The organism is Stenotrophomonas sp. Steno-Z1 (assembly GCF_056393175.1).
The window spans coordinates 64,303-79,543 of sequence record NZ_JBWJPB010000002.1 but is presented as its reverse complement, the minus strand read 5'-3'; the positions used below and the strand labels follow the sequence as shown (position 1 = coordinate 79,543).

At 68.0% G+C, this 15,241-nt stretch carries 16 protein-coding genes; 7 read left to right on the top strand and 9 right to left on the bottom strand.

The window, feature by feature from the left end:
• Positions 1-922: 922 nt before the first annotated feature.
• The 4 genes from mgtE to AC06FD_RS07055 all read left to right on the top strand — a co-directional run bounded on the left by mgtE (position 923) and on the right by AC06FD_RS07055 (position 4,243).
• Positions 923-2,284, top strand: coding sequence for a magnesium transporter (gene mgtE, locus AC06FD_RS07070; RefSeq protein WP_259203652.1), 1,362 nt, complete (start codon positions 923-925; stop codon positions 2,282-2,284).
• 14 nt (positions 2,285-2,298) lie between these two features.
• Positions 2,299-2,565 carry a hypothetical protein gene (locus AC06FD_RS07065; protein WP_259203650.1) on the top strand — a complete coding sequence of 89 codons (267 nt, stop codon included), beginning with the start codon at positions 2,299-2,301 and terminating at the stop codon, positions 2,563-2,565.
• A 67-nt stretch (positions 2,566-2,632) separates the two neighbouring features.
• Entirely contained in the window at positions 2,633-3,445 is an 813-nt protein-coding gene (locus tag AC06FD_RS07060; RefSeq protein WP_478077424.1) for a carboxylesterase family protein, read from the top strand.
• Positions 3,446-3,505: 60 nt separating this feature from the next.
• Positions 3,506-4,243: a hypothetical protein gene (locus AC06FD_RS07055; RefSeq protein WP_449336035.1), complete on the top strand. Its 738-nt coding sequence runs from the start codon at positions 3,506-3,508 to the stop codon at positions 4,241-4,243.
• Positions 4,244-4,718: 475 nt separating this feature from the next.
• Here AC06FD_RS07055 and AC06FD_RS07050 read toward each other — a convergent pair whose 3' ends face one another.
• From AC06FD_RS07050 to AC06FD_RS07040, 3 genes are read right to left on the bottom strand one after another with little or no spacing between them, the layout of a single operon-like run.
• Positions 4,719-5,669: an aspartate carbamoyltransferase catalytic subunit gene (locus AC06FD_RS07050; protein WP_394163902.1), complete on the bottom strand. Its 951-nt coding sequence runs from the start codon at positions 5,667-5,669 to the stop codon at positions 4,719-4,721.
• Between the two features lie 17 nt (positions 5,670-5,686).
• A complete protein-coding gene (ruvX, locus tag AC06FD_RS07045) occupies positions 5,687-6,184 on the bottom strand; it encodes a Holliday junction resolvase RuvX (RefSeq protein ID WP_259203642.1) in 498 nt (165 codons plus the stop codon).
• On the bottom strand, positions 6,177-6,743 hold the full coding sequence (locus AC06FD_RS07040) for a YqgE/AlgH family protein (RefSeq protein ID WP_259203640.1): 567 nt from the start codon (positions 6,741-6,743) through the stop codon (positions 6,177-6,179). The genes ruvX and AC06FD_RS07040 overlap by 8 nt, the downstream gene beginning before the upstream one ends.
• An 83-nt stretch (positions 6,744-6,826) precedes the next feature.
• On the opposite strand from AC06FD_RS07040, the gene AC06FD_RS07035 reads away from it, so the two are divergent.
• Complete coding sequence (locus tag AC06FD_RS07035) at positions 6,827-8,623, top strand: DUF4153 domain-containing protein (protein ID WP_478077423.1); 1,797 nt, start codon at positions 6,827-6,829, stop codon at positions 8,621-8,623.
• The gene (locus tag AC06FD_RS07030) at positions 8,620-9,153 is read left to right on the top strand and encodes a DNA-3-methyladenine glycosylase I (RefSeq protein WP_394163905.1); all 534 of its coding nucleotides are present in this window, start codon (positions 8,620-8,622) and stop codon (positions 9,151-9,153) included. The genes AC06FD_RS07035 and AC06FD_RS07030 overlap by 4 nt, the downstream gene beginning before the upstream one ends.
• 8 nt (positions 9,154-9,161) lie before the next feature.
• Here AC06FD_RS07030 and AC06FD_RS07025 read toward each other — a convergent pair whose 3' ends face one another.
• From AC06FD_RS07025 to AC06FD_RS07015, 3 genes are all read right to left on the bottom strand, one after another.
• The gene (locus AC06FD_RS07025) at positions 9,162-9,869 is read right to left on the bottom strand and encodes a YitT family protein (protein ID WP_478077422.1); all 708 of its coding nucleotides are present in this window, start codon (positions 9,867-9,869) and stop codon (positions 9,162-9,164) included.
• Positions 9,870-9,938: 69 nt separating this feature from the next.
• Positions 9,939-10,640, bottom strand: a complete 702-nt coding sequence (locus AC06FD_RS07020) for a hypothetical protein (RefSeq protein ID WP_478077421.1) — start codon at positions 10,638-10,640, stop codon at positions 9,939-9,941.
• Positions 10,641-10,724: 84 nt separating this feature from the next.
• Entirely contained in the window at positions 10,725-10,943 is a 219-nt protein-coding gene (locus AC06FD_RS07015; RefSeq protein WP_394163908.1) for a DUF4287 domain-containing protein, read from the bottom strand.
• A gap of 167 nt (positions 10,944-11,110) precedes the next feature.
• On the opposite strand from AC06FD_RS07015, the gene AC06FD_RS07010 reads away from it, so the two are divergent.
• On the top strand, positions 11,111-11,932 hold the full coding sequence (locus AC06FD_RS07010) for an alpha/beta fold hydrolase (RefSeq protein WP_478077420.1): 822 nt from the start codon (positions 11,111-11,113) through the stop codon (positions 11,930-11,932).
• 195 nt (positions 11,933-12,127) lie between these two features.
• Here AC06FD_RS07010 and AC06FD_RS07005 read toward each other — a convergent pair whose 3' ends face one another.
• From AC06FD_RS07005 to AC06FD_RS06995, 3 genes are all read right to left on the bottom strand, one after another.
• Positions 12,128-13,111 (bottom strand): aldo/keto reductase, encoded by a 984-nt coding sequence (locus AC06FD_RS07005; RefSeq protein WP_478077419.1) that lies wholly within the window; start codon positions 13,109-13,111, stop codon positions 12,128-12,130.
• Between the two features lie 114 nt (positions 13,112-13,225).
• On the bottom strand, positions 13,226-13,846 hold the full coding sequence (locus AC06FD_RS07000) for a hypothetical protein (RefSeq protein ID WP_478077418.1): 621 nt from the start codon (positions 13,844-13,846) through the stop codon (positions 13,226-13,228).
• A 174-nt stretch (positions 13,847-14,020) separates the two neighbouring features.
• A complete protein-coding gene (locus tag AC06FD_RS06995; protein ID WP_228886758.1) occupies positions 14,021-15,157 on the bottom strand; it encodes a PilT/PilU family type 4a pilus ATPase in 1,137 nt (378 codons plus the stop codon).
• Between the last annotated feature and the right edge of the window lie 84 nt (positions 15,158-15,241).

Sequence of the window (15,241 nt, the reverse complement as noted above, 5' to 3'; positions counted from 1 at the left end):
CATGCACCCCATGAAGCGATTCGCCTTGCTATTGGTTGCAGCTTTCAGCGAACTGGCATCCGCGAGCGCCTGCCATGTTGAATCAAGGGATGTAGAGCTTGATCAATTGAAGCGAACCCCTCTGGGCCAGAGCGTTGTCGTGGCAGGGTGTTATGAGGCAACGCGTCATGGCATTTCGATTCAGGATTGCAAGGAAGGACTAGGCTCGGGCCTGTGGCTTGAACTATCGGATGAGTTGAGCCGGACCAGGGTCGCAGAAGAGTTCCGCGCCTCCGCGTTTCGCATGCCTGCGTTAACGAATGCCCCTTCACTGCACATTCGCGCTCGCGGCCAACTGGTTTCACGCGACTCACATGTTCCTGGCGGAACCATTTTCCAAGCGGTAGATCTACTTTGTTTTGATCCCCTACCCTTGCCTGCCTCCCATCCAGCACGAAAACGCGAGAGTCGACGCAGCCGCGAAGCACCTCCTGGCGAGTGAACCGGTTCAATCGATATTCGTGCATTGTCAGAAGCCAGTGGTGTCCAGTGGGTGCCGACCCCTCGCCGGGTCATTCCGGTTCGAGTGGCCGGATTTTTCGAGCACAGCGATCTGGATGTTCCGGGAGGACAGAGACTCGTGGTCACGACGCTTCATTGCTTTGATACTGAATCCGAGTCAGCACAAGGGGCCCATTCGAGCCTCACCCCGCCATCCCCGATGGAATGCCGTCAAGAATGGTTCCCGAACGTGGCAGGCTTGGCGCGTCCGCGCGATGCGCGAGCCCCGTCAGGTCAGCCGTTGCAGCCCCTGTTGGGGGCGCATTTCAGGCCGCCTGCACCTACCCGATTGACACACAAGCACGCGATAATGACGCGCTGACCACCCCGCATGCCGCATCCTGTCCGGATAGCGGCCTTTTCTTTTCCGCAGGAGCTGCCCATGGCCGAAGCCGTACGCCACGACAAGACGGCACGCCAGCTGCGGCTGTTGTCCGATGCACTGGACAGCGGGCGCCTGGGTCCGGTGCGCCGCCTGGTCAATACGCTGGCGCCGGCCGAGATCGGCAACCTGCTGGAATCGCTGCCGCCGGGCAAGCGCGAGGTGGTGTGGGGCCTGGTCGACCCGGAAGACGACGGCGAGGTGCTGGTCCACGTCGGCGAGGAAGTGCGCGAAAGCCTGCTGGCCGACATGGACCCGGACGAAATCATCGCCGCGGTCGAAGACCTGGACATCGATGACCTTGCCGACCTGGTCGAAGACCTGCCGGACACGGTCATCGATGAAGTGCTCAAGTCGATGGACCGCGAGAACCGCGAGCGGCTCGAGCAGGTGCTGTCCTATCCCGAGGACAGCGCCGGCCGCCTGATGAACCCGGACGTGGTGACCGTGCGCGCCGACGTCAACGTGGACGTGGTGCTGCGCTACCTGCGCCTGCGTGGCGAGCTGCCCGACCACACCGACCACCTGTTCGTGGTCAGCCGTCGCCACCAGTACCTGGGCCGGCTGTCGCTGGCCGCGCTGGTGACCCACGAGGACAACACGCCGATCAACCGGCTGATCGACGACGAGCAGCCGGCGATCGACGTCGGCGAGAGCGCCGACGAAGTGGCCCGCCAGTTCTCCGACCATGACTGGGTCTCCGCCCCGGTGGTGGACGACAACAACATCCTGCTCGGCCGCATCACCATCGATGACGTGGTCGACATCATCCGCTCGCAGGCCGAGCACCAGGCCCTCGGCGCGGCCGGCCTGGACGAGGAAGAAGACCTGTTCTCGCCGATCAAGCGCGCCGTGCGCGGCCGCGTGGTCTGGCTGGGCATCAACCTGTGCACCGCGTTCCTGGCGGCCACGGTGATCGGCCAGTTCGAGATGACCCTGCAGAAGGTGGTCGCGCTGGCGGTGCTGATGCCGATCGTGGCCGGCGTCGGCGGCAACGCCGCGGTGCAGGTGCTGACCCTGATGGTGCGCGGCATCGCGCTGGGCCAGGTCGGCCAGAGCAACGCCCGCATCCTGCTGTGGAAGGAGTCGCGGGTGGCGCTGATCAACGGCACGTTGATCGGCACCGTGGTCGGCATCATCGCCTACCTGTGGTTCCACAGTTTCCTTCTGTCGCTGGTGATCACCCTGGCGTTGATCATCAACTTCTGCGCCGCCGCCCTGGCCGGCGTGCTGCTGCCGCTGCTGCTCAAGCGCATGAACGTGGACCCGGCCGTGGCCGGCACCGTGGTGGTCACCGCCGTCACCGACGTGATGGGGTTCTTCAGCTTCCTCGGCCTGGCCACCCTGATCCTGCTGCACTGACGGACGACCTCGACATGGCGCTGACCCTCGACAACTATTTCCTCCCCGGCTGGCGCGACCGTCGCCACACCTGCGATGCGTGCGAATGGCAGGGCACGGCGCGGCAGATGCCCATGGAGCTGCACGAAGACGAGGCGCAGTTCGACTGCCCGCAGTGCGAGAACCCGCTGCTGCTGGTGGTCCACCCCAGCCTGGCGCAGGTGCAGGCGGCCGCTGCCGAGGGCCATCCCGAGGCGATCGAGCAGATGGCGATCCTGGCCTCGGCACCGCGCCCGCACTGACGCACTGCAAGATGCCCGGCGCTGGCAGGCGGCCTAGACTGAAAACGATTCCAGTCGAGGATGGGCAATGGCACGACGACACGCGCGGTGGCTGTCATGGACGTTGGTGTTGGTGTTGGCGATGCTGAGCATGGCCGGCTGCGCGCCGTCGCGGAGCGACGTCGGCCATTTCGAGGCCCGGGCGGTCAAGCTCGACGGGCACACCCGCTATTATCAGGTGTTCATCCCACGCGGTGCGCGTGCGGCCTCCGGCGCCCTGCCGGTGGTGCTGTTCCTGCACGGCTCCGGCGAGCGCGGCAACGACAACCGGGCCCAGACCGAGGCTGGTCTCGGCCCCTACCTGCGCCGCCATGCGGATGCCTTCCCGGCACTGGTGGTGCTGCCACAGGTGCCAGGCGATGAGGAGTGGTCGGGCGACAACAACCGTGCCGCGCTGGCCGCCCTGGATGCGACGTTGGCCGAGTTCGGCGCCGATCCGCAACGCCAGTACCTGACCGGCATGTCGATGGGCGGCTATGGCAGTTGGAACATCGCGCTGGCGTCCCCGCAGCGGTTTGCCGCCATCGTGCCGGTCTGCGGCGCCGTGCTGGCGCCACGCGCGGTGCGCCCCACGCTGTTCGTGGAGGAGGTGGCGCATGAAAGCGACCCGTACGCCGCCATCGCCGCCCGCCTGACCCAGACCCCGATCTGGATCTTCCATGGCGCGCGCGACGACGTGGTGCCACCGGCGGACGACCGCAGGCTGCAGGCAGCGTTCCAACAGGCGGGCGCGCCCGATGTGCGTTACACCGAGTACCCGGACGGCAACCACAACGCCTGGGACGCGACCTATGCCGATGCCACGATGTGGACGTGGCTGTGGGCGCAGCGCCGGCACTGACGCAACGCGCGCGAACACGCTATCGTCGGCCCTCACATCTGCTTTGCATGGAGGCCGAGGATGCGTATTCGATCGTTGTTGCTGTGGGCCGCGTTGGCCGTTCCGGGTGTCGGGTTCGCGCAGGAGGGGCCCGGCGCGAGCTACCTGACCACGACGCCGTTGCAGTCGCCCGCCGGGGAGCCGGCACTGGGCACCCAGCACCGTGCCGCGGTGAGGCAGGCCATCCAGGCCAGCCTGGCCGGCAACCATGAGGCGGCCATTCCCGTGTTGACCGAGGCGGTGCGCTACTGCGACGCGCAGCAGCAGGTGCCCGGGCGCAAGGCATTGAGCTTCCAGAGCCACCGCCAGTACGCGCTGTACATGGACGGCCCTGGCCGCGGCACGCCCACCGAATGGCTGGACATGGCCTGCGCCAACGCCTACACCCACCTGGGCTACATCGAGATCGAGCGCGGCGACATCGACGCGGCGCTGCGCTGGCTGGACAAGGCCATCGCCGTGGCGCCCTACGACGTGGAGCCGCTGTGCGAAAAAGGCGCGGCACTCACCCGTCGCAAGGACTGGCAGGGTTCCAAGGCCAGTTATGACCGCGCCCTGATGCTGGCCCGCAGCCAGCCCGAGAATCGCCACATGGAAGCCCTGGCCCTGCGCGGCGTGGGCTTCGCGCACATCGAGCTGGGCGAGCTGGAGAACGCGCGCGCGTCTTATATCGCCTCGCAGAAGCTCGACCCGGACAGCCCCACGGCCAAGCAGGAGCTGGCGTATATCGAGCAGTTGCAGCAGGAACAGCGTCGGTAGTGACAGCCGACGGAGCAGACCTCGACGATGCGCCATGCGCGCCGCTCGACTGCGCGTCGGCCGTTGCGCGCTGCCTGGGCCGGCCGACGTCCTGACGCTGGTCTGCCGCACTCAGAGGCGCGGGTGCGAGGACCCGGACGCGGCGGCCACCCTGTTGGGTTGCACGGTGCTTCACGACGTCCAGCACACCTGGGTGGAATGAGTGGGCGGGATGCCACGGCGCGTTATGGCAATCGGGTAGCCACGACCACGCGGTCAGGACACACGCGTCGCTGCGGCGGCGCGCTGACGGCATTCCGGGTCATCCGGTCGCGTCGGGCAGGTGCGCACAGATCGCAGACTCCCGCTGCGTGGGGTGCGGCGGGCCGATGGACGGGTCGTGCCGGCGGTTGGCCGGCTCCACGCGACCCGACTGCGCGGGGAGCCGGCCGTTGCCCAGAACACCGCGGGCTGTCGCGACGCCGGCTGGCGGGCGTCAGCCCAGCAACGTTTCCAGCACCGCCATGCGCACGGCCACGCCGTTGGCGACCTGGCGCAGGACCCACGACTGCGGGCCGTCGGCCACTTCGTCGGTGACTTCCACGCCGCGGTTGATCGGGCCGGGGTGCAGCACGGCGGCATCGGTGCCGGCGCGCTTGAGGCGCGCGGCGTCCAGGCCGTACTGCGCGTGGTACTGCTCGATCGAGGGCACCAGGCCTTCTTCCATGCGCTCGCGCTGCAGGCGCAGCATCATCAGCGCATCGGCGCCCTCCAGCAGGGCGTCGAAGTCCTGGCCGACGATGCAGCCCTTGAGGGTGTCATCGTCGGGCAGCAGCGACTGCGGGCCGCAGACGCGGATCTCGCCGACGCCCAGCGTGCGCAGGGCGTGCAGGTCGGTGCGCGCCACCCGCGAGTGCTTCACGTCGCCGACGATCAGCACCTTCATCTTCGAGAAATCACTGCCCTTGGCCTGGCGCAGGGTAAGCATGTCCAGCAGGCCCTGGGTGGGGTGTGCGCTGCGGCCGTCGCCGGCGTTGATCAACGCGGTGCCCTCGCCTGCGGCGGCGGCCAGCTGGGCCACGGCGCCGTCATCGGGATGGCGCACGACGAAGCCGCGTACGCCCATCGCTTCCAGGTTCTTCAGCGTGTCGCAGGCGGTCTCGCCCTTGCGCGTGGACGAGGTCGACGCATCGAAGTTGAGCACGTCCGCCCCCAGCCGCTGGGCAGCCAGCTGGAACGAGCTGCGGGTGCGCGTGGACGGTTCAAAGAACAGCGTGCAGACCGCCGAGCCCCCCAGCACGTGGCGTTTGTTGCCGACCCGCCCGACCGCCGCATCGCGGATCTGGCCGGCGCGATCCAGCAACTGCAACAGGGTGTCACGGGGCAGGCCTTCCAGGGTCAGCAGGTGGCGCAGGCGTCCATCGGAATCGAGTTGCGAGGCGGTCATGGGCAGGGTCTGGGGAGTCAGGAAACGGGGGTGGCGTCGTCGGGACAGGACAGCCAGCGCTCGATGATCACCGCGGCGGCCACGGCATCGAGGGTGGCGGCATCGCGGCGACGCTTGCGGCCTTCGGCGCGCTCGACGGCGAACCGGCGCGCCGCCTCGACCGAGCTGGAACGCTCGTCGACCAGCACCACCGGCAGTTTGAAGCGTTCCCGCAGCTGGCGGGCGAACCCCTGCGCGCGCTTGCGGTTGGGCTGGTCCTGGCCATCCAGGGTGAGCGGATCGCCGACCACCAGGCCGTCGGGCCGCCACTCTTTGATGAGGCGCTCGACCGCGAGCCAGTCCGGCCCATTGCCATGCACGTCCACCACGGCGATGGCGCGTGCGTGGGTGCCGAACGAACTGCCGATCGCCACGCCGATCCGGCGCGAACCGACATCGAAACCGAGCACCGTGCCATCGCGGCGGATGGTCGCGGGCGTGCCTGCGGCGGGCGCTGGCGCGGCCGGCTCAGACATGGCCGCTGTAGTCGGTGAGGCGGAACAGGTCCACGCCGATCCGCGACGCGGCCCCCTGCCAGCGCTGGTCCAGCGGGGTACTGAACAGCAGGTCGGCATCGGCCGGCACGGCCAGCCAGCTGTTTTCGGCCAGCTCGTTTTCCAGCTGGCCCTCGCTCCAACCGGCACAGCCCAGGGTGACCAGCGCATTGCGCGGGCCTTCGCCACGGGCCATCGCCTCGAGGATGTCGCGCGAGGTGGTCAGGTACACGCCTTCGCCCACCGCGAGGCTGGAATCCCAGTCGCGCGCGTCGTCATGGATGACAAAGCCGCGCTCGGGGTGCACCGGACCGCCGTTGAGCACCACCTGGCCGCGCAGCGCGGGGTCGTCGGTGACGATCTCCATCTGCGCGAGGACGTCACCCAGCGTGTATTCGGACGGCTGGTTGACCAGCACGCCCATCGCACCGTTGTCGTCGTGCTGGCAGATCAGCGCCACGCTGCGCGCGAACGTCGGATCGGTCAGCGACGGCAACGCGACCAGTAGGTGATGGGCGAGAGAGGTGGAAAGCTCGGACATGGGTCCCATTCTAACCGCTGCGCCCGGGACACGGGCGTGAGCGCTCGGCTAGCATGCGTGCTTTCCCGGAAGGATCCGCCCACATGCATGCCAGTCCGGCACTCCCCACCACCACGCGCAGTGCGATCGTGCTGATCGCCCTGCTGCAGGGCCTGATGCTGTATGCCGCGGACACGGCGACGGGCAGCTGGCCGTTCGACGATATCGGCAACCGGGTGCGCTGGTACAGCTGGGTGCTGACCGTGCCCACCGCCATCGCGCTGACCCTGGTGGAACTGCGCGATCGCCGCCTGTGGCTGCATGCCGCGCTGGCCTCGGTACTGGTGCTGGGCCTGGCCAGCTGGATCGGCTGGAACGTCGGCGGCGACGCGCCAGGCCTGGACCACGACGGGCTGTTGATGCCGTTCTCGATCAGCATGGCCATCGCCGCGTTCGTCAGCCTGCCGTGGTGGCAGTTCCGCCTGCAGGAAGGGCACTGGCACGCCCCGTACGCGGCCCTGTTCGAACGGGCGTGGCAGAACGGGCTGACCCTGGCATTGGCCGTGGCCTTCACCTGCCTGACCTGGCTGCTGCTGTGGCTGTGGGCGGAGCTGTTCGTGCTGGTGGAGATCCACTTCTTCCGCTCCCTGTTCCGCGAGGACGCATTCATCGCGTTGGCCACCGGCAGCCTGATGGGCTTCGGCGTGCTGATCGGGCGCACCCAGCACCGCGCCATCCAGATGATCCGGTCGGTAGTGTTCGCGGTCGGGCGCGGCTTGCTGCCGCTGCTGGCGTTGATTGCGGTGACCTTCGTACTGAGCCTGCCGTTCACCGGCCTGGAGCCGCTGTGGCGGACCCGCTCGGCCGCCGGCCTGCTGCTGACGCTGTCGCTGCTGCTGGTGGTGTTCGTCAACGCGGTCTACCAGCACGACAACGCGAGCCCGCCCTACCCGGCCTGGCTGCGTCGTTTCATCGGTGCCAGCCTGCTCGCGCTGCCGGTCTACGCAGGCCTGGCGCTGTACGCGATGGGCCTGCGCATCGGCCAGTACGGCTGGACGCTGGACCGCACCTGGGCCCTGCTGGTGGCGCTGCTGGTGACCGGGTACGCAGTGGGTTATGCGCTGGCCGTGCTACGCCCACGTGACCACTGGCTGCAGCGCATCGAGCCGGTCAACCGCTGGATGTGCCTGTGCGTGCTGGGCGTTGCCCTGCTGGCCAATTCACCGCTGCTCGACCCGATCCGGCTGAGCGTGAACAGCCAGGTCGCACGCCTCCAGGCAGGTGCGCCGGCCATCGACGTGATGGATGCGGAAACCCTGCGCTTCGGCCTCGGCCGACGTGGCGCACGCGCGTTGGAGGCGCTCCAGCACGACCCCGCCTTCAGCCAGGACGCCCGTGCCCGCAGCATCATCGCGGCCGCGTTGGCAAAGCAGTCGCGCCATTTCTGGGACCAGGATTACAAACAGCGGCTCACCATCACCGACCCGGTGGTGTTGCAGCAGCACATCACGCTCGCCAAGGGCACGCCCGCGCCCGATCCGGACTGGTGGCGCGCGCTGCTGGCGCGGCAGGTGGACGTGGGCAGGTGCCTGCGGTTGGACACCGCGTGCGCGGCACTGCGCCGCGACCTCGACGCCGATGGCGTCGACGAGATGCTGCTGTGCGAGCTGCAGAGCTACCTGGGCCCGCGCTGCAAGGTGCATGCACGCCAGGGAGCGGCGTGGAGCGATGCCGGCCAGGTGGAGTTCCCGGTCCAGGGCAAGCACACCTCAGCGCGCGCCAACCAGAGCGTGCGGGACGGCGTGCTGGAGGTGAGCCCGCCGCGCTGGGGCCGCCTCTCGCTCGACGGTGGCCCGCAGCAGAGCCTCAACGAATCGGTCCCCAAGGAACCCCGCCCATGAGTGGTTACTGCCTCATCGCCCCCGGCCATCCGGTCCACGGCCATTACCACGAGCACGAATACGGCTTTCCGCAGCGCGAGGAGCGCGTACTGTTCGAGCGCCTGCTGCTGGAGATCAACCAGGCCGGGCTCAGCTGGGAAACCATCCTGAAGAAGCGCGAGGGCTTCCGCGCGGCCTACTCGGGCTTCGATGTGGATGCGGTCGCCGCCTACGGCGAACGCGACATCGAACGCCTGCTGGGCGACGCGCGGATCATCCGCAACCGGCTCAAGGTGCACGCGGCGGTCCACAACGCGCAGGTGATCCAGCAGTTGCGGGCCAGCCATGGCAGTTTCGCGGCGTGGCTGGATGCACACCACCCGCAGGACAAGGCGGCCTGGGTGAAACTGTTCAAGAAGACGTTCCGCTTCACCGGCGGCGAGATCACCGGCGAGTTCCTGATGAGCCTGGGTTACCTGCCCGGCGCGCACAGCCCGGACTGCCCGGTGTATGCGCGCCTGCAGACGCTGGGCGCCATCCCGGGCCGGTAACCGGCCGGTCAGACGCCCATGTAGCGGCCCGGGCGGTGGTTGAACATCAGCACCAGGCTGAGCACCACCGCACCGATCGCCGAGTACATCACCTGCGATGGCGACAACACGAAGAACGCCACGCACATCAGCAGGGTGTCGAAGGACATCTGCACCTTGCCGGCACTCCAGCCGCGGGTGCGCTGCAGGTACACCGCCAGGATGCCGATGCCCCCCAGGCTGGCGCGGTGGCGGATGTAGAACAGGATGCCCAGCCCGGCCAGCGCGCCGCCCACCAGCGCCGAGTACAGCGGCGCGATGTGGGCAAAGTCGGCCCAGCGCGGCAGCAGGTCGGTGAGCACGCCGCAGGCGGTGACCGCCGCGAAGGTCTTCAGGGTGAACTCCCAGCCCATCCGGCGCACCGCCACCCAGTAGAACGGCAGGTTGACCAGCACGAACACCAGCCCGAAATTCCAGCCGAACGCGTAGTGCGCCAGGAAGGCCAGCCCGGCCATGCCGCCGATCATCAGCCCGCCCTTGGCGAAGATGGCCAGCCCCAGCGAGGCCACCAAGGTGGCCAGGATCATGCCCTGCACGTTCTCGGCGACCGAATGGCGCAGGGCCTTGTCGTCGGCGACGGTACCGGCACTGTCCGGCGGCGGGGTCAGCGGACCGGCGGTGACCAGGTGGCCGTCAGCGTCGTCGCACGGCGCGGGGCCATGGGAATCAAGGGACATGGGGGTGGGGGCTGTACGTGGGGAGCGGTATTAGACACGATCAGCGTGACAGTTGCAGGTGAAATCGATTCAGAGGGCCGACCAGCAGTGCGCGGGCGCCTCCTCAGTGGGCAACGCGAGCGAGAACACGCGCTGCCCCAGGCGCTGGCGCACCACGAACGCCCCCGCTTCCCAGGCCGAGCGCTTGAACCAGTCGCGCTGGTCCAGCGCGGCGGGCGCGCGCATCGGGTGGCAGGCGATCACGGTCCCGCTGCGGTCGAGCACGCGCGCCTCCCAGCGCTCGCCGAAGCCCGCCCCCAGGCAGCGATAAACGCGGATCCGGCCGGCGCGGCCCGGCAGCGCCCGGCCCAGCCCCGTCATCTCGGACTCCAGCTGAAAGCCCTGGGCGCGGACGCGGGCCGCCGCCGCCCGCCACGGCTGCGGATCGGCCCCCACGCGGTCGATCAAGGCCAAGCCGTGCTGTTCGATCAGCGCCAGCACGGTGCGCTCACGCTGGGCGGGATCGGCGCGGGCGTGCGCGGCGACATCGAAGGGGTCCACGCGGACCACGCTGGCACCGGGGAAGCGCTCATAGCGCGGCTCGTCGCCGGCCGGACCGCACTGCAGGGTGAGCAGGCTTGCCCCATCGAGGACGTAATCGCGGTCCAGGGCCGCCATGAAGAGCGCGGCGACGTGGTACGCGTCGGCCCGAAACGCCAGGCCCGCCGGCTCGCGCCCGTGGCGGCTGACCGCGGGACTGGAATCCACCCGTAGTTCGTTGAGGCGCGACATCGCGGGTCGACTCCTGTCGGCGGCAAGGGCGCACAGCATGCCATTGCCGCAGGGCTTCACGCCCGGCACGGCCTGTCTCCCGGCTCAGCCCACGCGTGCAGCGGCCAGATGATGTGCCACCAGCGCATTGGCATGGCCGTGGCCCAGCCCGTGCTCGGTCTTGAGGAAGGCCACCAGTTCCATGTGCCGGGCGCCGCCCTGCGCCACCAGCAGCGCCAACCAGTGCCCGACCGGCTGGCCGTAGGTCTTCTCGATGGAGGGGAAATAGGACGCCGGGCCCTTCACTGTCGGGGTATCGCTCATGCTGGCTGCCTCGCTGGACGACCCGCCGGAATGGCCGGTCCTGCACCTATGACGCCGTGACAGGCGCGGAATCGACATCTGCCTTTCATGCCGGCTGAACGCGCTGCTGCGCAGCATGAAACGGCACCCCGTCCCGCGCCTCCCTTCCCTCGCCCGGAGTCCACGACATGCCCTACCTCACTACCCCCGACAAGACCGAGATCTTCTACAAGGACTGGGGCAAAGGCCAGCCGATCGTGTTCCACCATGGCTGGCCGCTCAGCGCCGACGACTGGGACACCCAGCTGCAGTTCTTCCTGCTGCAGGGGTACCGCGTGATCGCCCACGACCGCCGCGGCCACGGCCGTTCCTCGCAGACCAGCGGGGGGCATGACATGGACACCTACGTGGCCGACGTCAATGCGTTGGCCGACCACCTGGACCTGCGCGATGCGATCCATATCGGCCACTCCACCGGCGGTGGCGAGGTGGCCCATTACGTGGCCCAGGCCAAACCCGGCCGCGTGGCCAAGGCGGTGCTGGTCGGGGCGGTGCCGCCGATCATGATCAAGAGCGCGGCCAACCCGGGCGGTACGCCGAAGGAGGTCTTCGATGGGTTCCGCCAGCAACTGGCGGCCGGCCGCGCCAACTTCTACCGCGAGGTGCCGATTCCCTTCTACGGCTTCAACCGCGCCGGCGCGCCGGTCCAGCAGGGCGTGGTCGACAACTGGTGGCGGCAGGGCATGGCCGGCGCGATCAACGCGCACTACGACTGCATCAAGGCGTTCTCGGAAACCGACTTCACCGAGGACCTGAAGAAAATCGACGTGCCGGTGCTGGTGCTGCACGGCGACGACGACCAGATCGTGCCGATCGCCGACTCCGCTGAACTGTCGATCAAACTGCTGAAACACGGCACATTGAAGGTCTACAAGGGCTACCCGCATGGCATGTGCACCACGCATGCCGAGGTGATCAATGCCGACTTGCTGGCCTTCATCCGGGGCTGACCGGCCCCGCGGCAGCGGCGCGGACGCGCCGCTGCCGTGATCGCTCAGTGCTCGCGCAGCGCTTCGAATCCTGCCCGAAGACGACGTTCACACAGCGCCGAGAACTCCGCCGCCGAACTCATTGTTGAATGCGGGTCGATTGAACTTTCCGGCGGTCCGCTGGAAGTCGATACGTTGGTGCGGGCGCGCCGTGCCTCAGCGCGCCACCAGCTTCTGTCGCGCGGCGTTGTAGCGGTCGCCGACGATGGCGATGCTGTCCAGCGCATCGCCGATCTGCTGCAGGTCGTCTGCATCGAGCTGCAGCGACACCGCGCCCAGGTTCTCCTGCAGTCGATGCAGCTTGGTGGTGCCGGGAATCGGCACGATCCATGGCTTGCGCGACAGCAGCCAGGCCAGGGCAACCTGTGCCGGCGTGGCGCCCTTGGCGGTGGCGATCGCGCTGATGCGCTCGACCAGGGCCTGGTTGGCCTGGCGCGCCTCGGCGGCAAAGCGTGGCACGCTGTTGCGGAAGTCGTCGGCGGCGAACTGCGTATCGACGTTGATCGCGCCGGTCAGGAAGCCTTTGCCGAGCGGACTGAACGGCACAAAGCCGATGCCCAGCTCCTCCAGCACCGGCAGCACGTCCTGCTCCGGCTCGCGCCACCACAGCGAATATTCGCTCTGCAGCGCCGCCACCGGCTGCACCGCATGTGCGCGACGGATATTGTCCACGCCGGCTTCGGACAAACCGAAGTGCTTCACCTTGCCCTCGGCAATCAGGTCCCGGACGGTGCCGGCGACGTCTTCCATCGGCACGTTCGGGTCCACCCGGTGCTGGTAGAACAGATCGATGCGGTCGGTCTTCAGCCGCTGCAGGCTGGCCTCGGCCACCGCGCGGATGCGCTCGGGACGGCTGTCCAGGCCGGCATCCGAATGCCCGTCCTTGAACCCGAACTTGGTGGCGATCACCAGCTGGTCGCGGTACGGCGCCAGCGCCTGGCCAAGCAGTTCCTCGTTGCGGAACGGGCCATAGGCCTCGGCGGTGTCGAAGAAGGTGACGCCCTGCTCCACTGCCGCGTGCAGCAGCGCGGTGGCCGCGCGGGTCTCGGTGGCTGGGCCATAGCCGAAGCTCAGGCCCATGCACCCCAGGCCGAGCGCGGAAACGCGCAGGCCGCTGTTGCCAAGTTCTCGTGATTGCATGGGAGCTCTCCTGCGCCCAGCAGGCGCGCGGTGGATGGACTGCCACCATACAGACCGCCCTGACCGGGATTGGAGGCGTCCAGGCGCACTCGGTCATGAACCCTGATCATCAATTCAGCTCAGCGTGCCCTCAGGCAGGTTGATCGTCACCTCGCCCAGGATGATCACCAGCAGGAGCATCAGCAACAAGCCGCCCCCTGCCAGGAGGATCAGGACGTGCCAGATCGTCAGGCGGTCCAGTCGCGTGCTGTCGATGCGTTCGTCGCGATGGTACTGGCGCAGCAGCGCGTTGACCGGCAACAAGGGAACGAAGCTCAGGAAGGCAAGCAGGGAGGCGGCGTTGTCGAGCCGGCCGGCCAGGGTGAGGACGAGGAACACGATGCCCAGCAGCGCCACTGGAAAGGCCAGTTCACGACGGCGGCCGCGTACCAGGTCGGCAAGCTGGGCAAAGCAGGAAAAGGACCATAGCGGGCAGAACAGTGCACGTGCCCACGGCCACAGGGATTCGCCCGTTTCGCGCTGGATGGCCTGCCAGTTCCGCCAGAACCAGTACATCGTGTAAAGGCCGAACGTCACCAGCGACATCGCGGCAAGCTTGAACGTGGAGGGCGCGAAGTACATCGGCTTGTCGCTCGCCTGCAGCAGCGCGGCACGCTGGTCGGGCGGCAGGGGCGCGGACATCGGCTGGCCCGACGAGGGCAGCGCCTGGCCCGGCGGCTTGTAGGGGTTGTGCATGTCCATATGCGGTCTTGCCTGGAAGGGTGTGGCCCGGCGGCGGCCGGTACCGCGCCCGCGATCGGGGCGCGGCGCGACTATGCCAAAGAAGAATCCGGTGCGCCAGCGGGTGGCATGCGCAGGCCACGGGCAGGTTCGTGGGCCTGCCGGTGGCCGCGTGCCGCGGTGGAGGCCTCAGCGGATCTCGGAGATTTCCACCCCGTCCAGGCCCTGCGACAGGGTGCGTGCATCGCCGCCTTGGGACAGCTTGATGCGCAGGCGCACTTCGTTCTGCGAGTCGGCGTAGCGCAGCGCGTCTTCGTAGCTGATCTCACCGGCCTGGTACAGCTCGAACAGGCTCTGGTCGAAGGTGCGCATGCCCAGCTGCACCGACTCCTTCATCACTTCCTTGAGCTTGTGGATTTCGCCGTCGCGGATGTAATCCTGCACCAGCGGCGTGCCGAGCATGATCTCCATGGCGACCTTGCGCGACTTGCCGTCCGGCGAGGGCACCAGCTGCTGGGCGACCACGCCCTTGAGGTTGAGCGACAGATCCATCAACAACTGGTTGCGACGGTCTTCCGGGAAGAAGTTGATGATGCGGTCCATCGCCTGGTTGGCGTTGTTGGCGTGCAGCGTGCACAGCACCAGGTGGCCGGTTTCGGCAAATGCGATGGCGTGGTCCATGCCTTCGCGGGTGCGCACTTCGCCGATCATGATCACGTCCGGCGCCTGGCGCAGGGTGTTCTTCAGCGCCGCCTCCCAGCTGTCGGTGTCGATGCCCACTTCACGCTGGGTGATGATGCAGCCCTCGTGCTTGTGCACGAATTCGATCGGGTCTTCGATGGTGATGATGTGCCCGGTCGAGTTGTGGTTGCGGTAGCCGATCATCGCCGCCAGCGAGGTGGATTTACCGGTGCCGGTGGCACCCACGAACAGGATGATGCCGCGCTTGGTCATCGCCAGCGTCTTGATGATCGGCGGCAGGTTCAGCTCTTCCACGGTGGGGATGCGCGTCTCGATCCGGCGCAGCACCATGCCGACCTGGTTGCGCTGGTAGAAGCAGCTCACGCGGAAACGGCCAACGCCGGACAGACCGATCGCGAAGTTGCACTCGTGGGTCTTTTCGAACTCTTCGCGCTGCGCCGGCGTCATCACGTTGAGCACCATGTCGCGGCTCTGCTGCGGCGTCAGCGGGGTCTGGGTGATCGGCGAGATCTTGCCGTTGACCTTGATCGCCGGCGGCATGCCGGCGGTGATGAACAGGTCCGACGCCTTCTGGTGCGCCATCAGCTTGAGGAACGAGGTGAAGTCGATGGTGGTGGTACTCATCGCGGTGTACTCCGGAAACGTAGCGGTAGGTGGAGAAAACCGGCGCCCGGCGGCCACGGTGGCCATGCCGGGCGCCCTGCCCTG

Coding starts and splice junctions, on each gene's coding strand:
- AC06FD_RS07040 (WP_259203640.1), bottom strand. CDS start 6,743: ATGTCCGAGCTTTCCACCTCTCTCGCCCATCACCTACTGGTCGCGTTG.
- AC06FD_RS07055 (WP_449336035.1), top strand. CDS start 3,506: ATGCGTATTCGATCGTTGTTGCTGTGGGCCGCGTTGGCCGTTCCGGGT.
- AC06FD_RS07050 (WP_394163902.1), bottom strand. CDS start 5,669: ATGACCGCCTCGCAACTCGATTCCGATGGACGCCTGCGCCACCTGCTG.
- AC06FD_RS07060 (WP_478077424.1), top strand. CDS start 2,633: ATGGCACGACGACACGCGCGGTGGCTGTCATGGACGTTGGTGTTGGTG.
- AC06FD_RS07000 (WP_478077418.1), bottom strand. CDS start 13,846: ATGCACAACCCCTACAAGCCGCCGGGCCAGGCGCTGCCCTCGTCGGGC.
- ruvX (WP_259203642.1), bottom strand. CDS start 6,184: ATGTCTGAGCCGGCCGCGCCAGCGCCCGCCGCAGGCACGCCCGCGACC.
- AC06FD_RS07015 (WP_394163908.1), bottom strand. CDS start 10,943: ATGAGCGATACCCCGACAGTGAAGGGCCCGGCGTCCTATTTCCCCTCC.
- AC06FD_RS07005 (WP_478077419.1), bottom strand. CDS start 13,111: ATGCAATCACGAGAACTTGGCAACAGCGGCCTGCGCGTTTCCGCGCTC.
- AC06FD_RS07065 (WP_259203650.1), top strand. CDS start 2,299: ATGGCGCTGACCCTCGACAACTATTTCCTCCCCGGCTGGCGCGACCGT.
- AC06FD_RS07035 (WP_478077423.1), top strand. CDS start 6,827: ATGCATGCCAGTCCGGCACTCCCCACCACCACGCGCAGTGCGATCGTG.
- AC06FD_RS07030 (WP_394163905.1), top strand. CDS start 8,620: ATGAGTGGTTACTGCCTCATCGCCCCCGGCCATCCGGTCCACGGCCAT.
- AC06FD_RS06995 (WP_228886758.1), bottom strand. CDS start 15,157: ATGAGTACCACCACCATCGACTTCACCTCGTTCCTCAAGCTGATGGCG.
- AC06FD_RS07010 (WP_478077420.1), top strand. CDS start 11,111: ATGCCCTACCTCACTACCCCCGACAAGACCGAGATCTTCTACAAGGAC.
- mgtE (WP_259203652.1), top strand. CDS start 923: ATGGCCGAAGCCGTACGCCACGACAAGACGGCACGCCAGCTGCGGCTG.
- AC06FD_RS07020 (WP_478077421.1), bottom strand. CDS start 10,640: ATGTCGCGCCTCAACGAACTACGGGTGGATTCCAGTCCCGCGGTCAGC.
- AC06FD_RS07025 (WP_478077422.1), bottom strand. CDS start 9,869: ATGTCCCTTGATTCCCATGGCCCCGCGCCGTGCGACGACGCTGACGGC.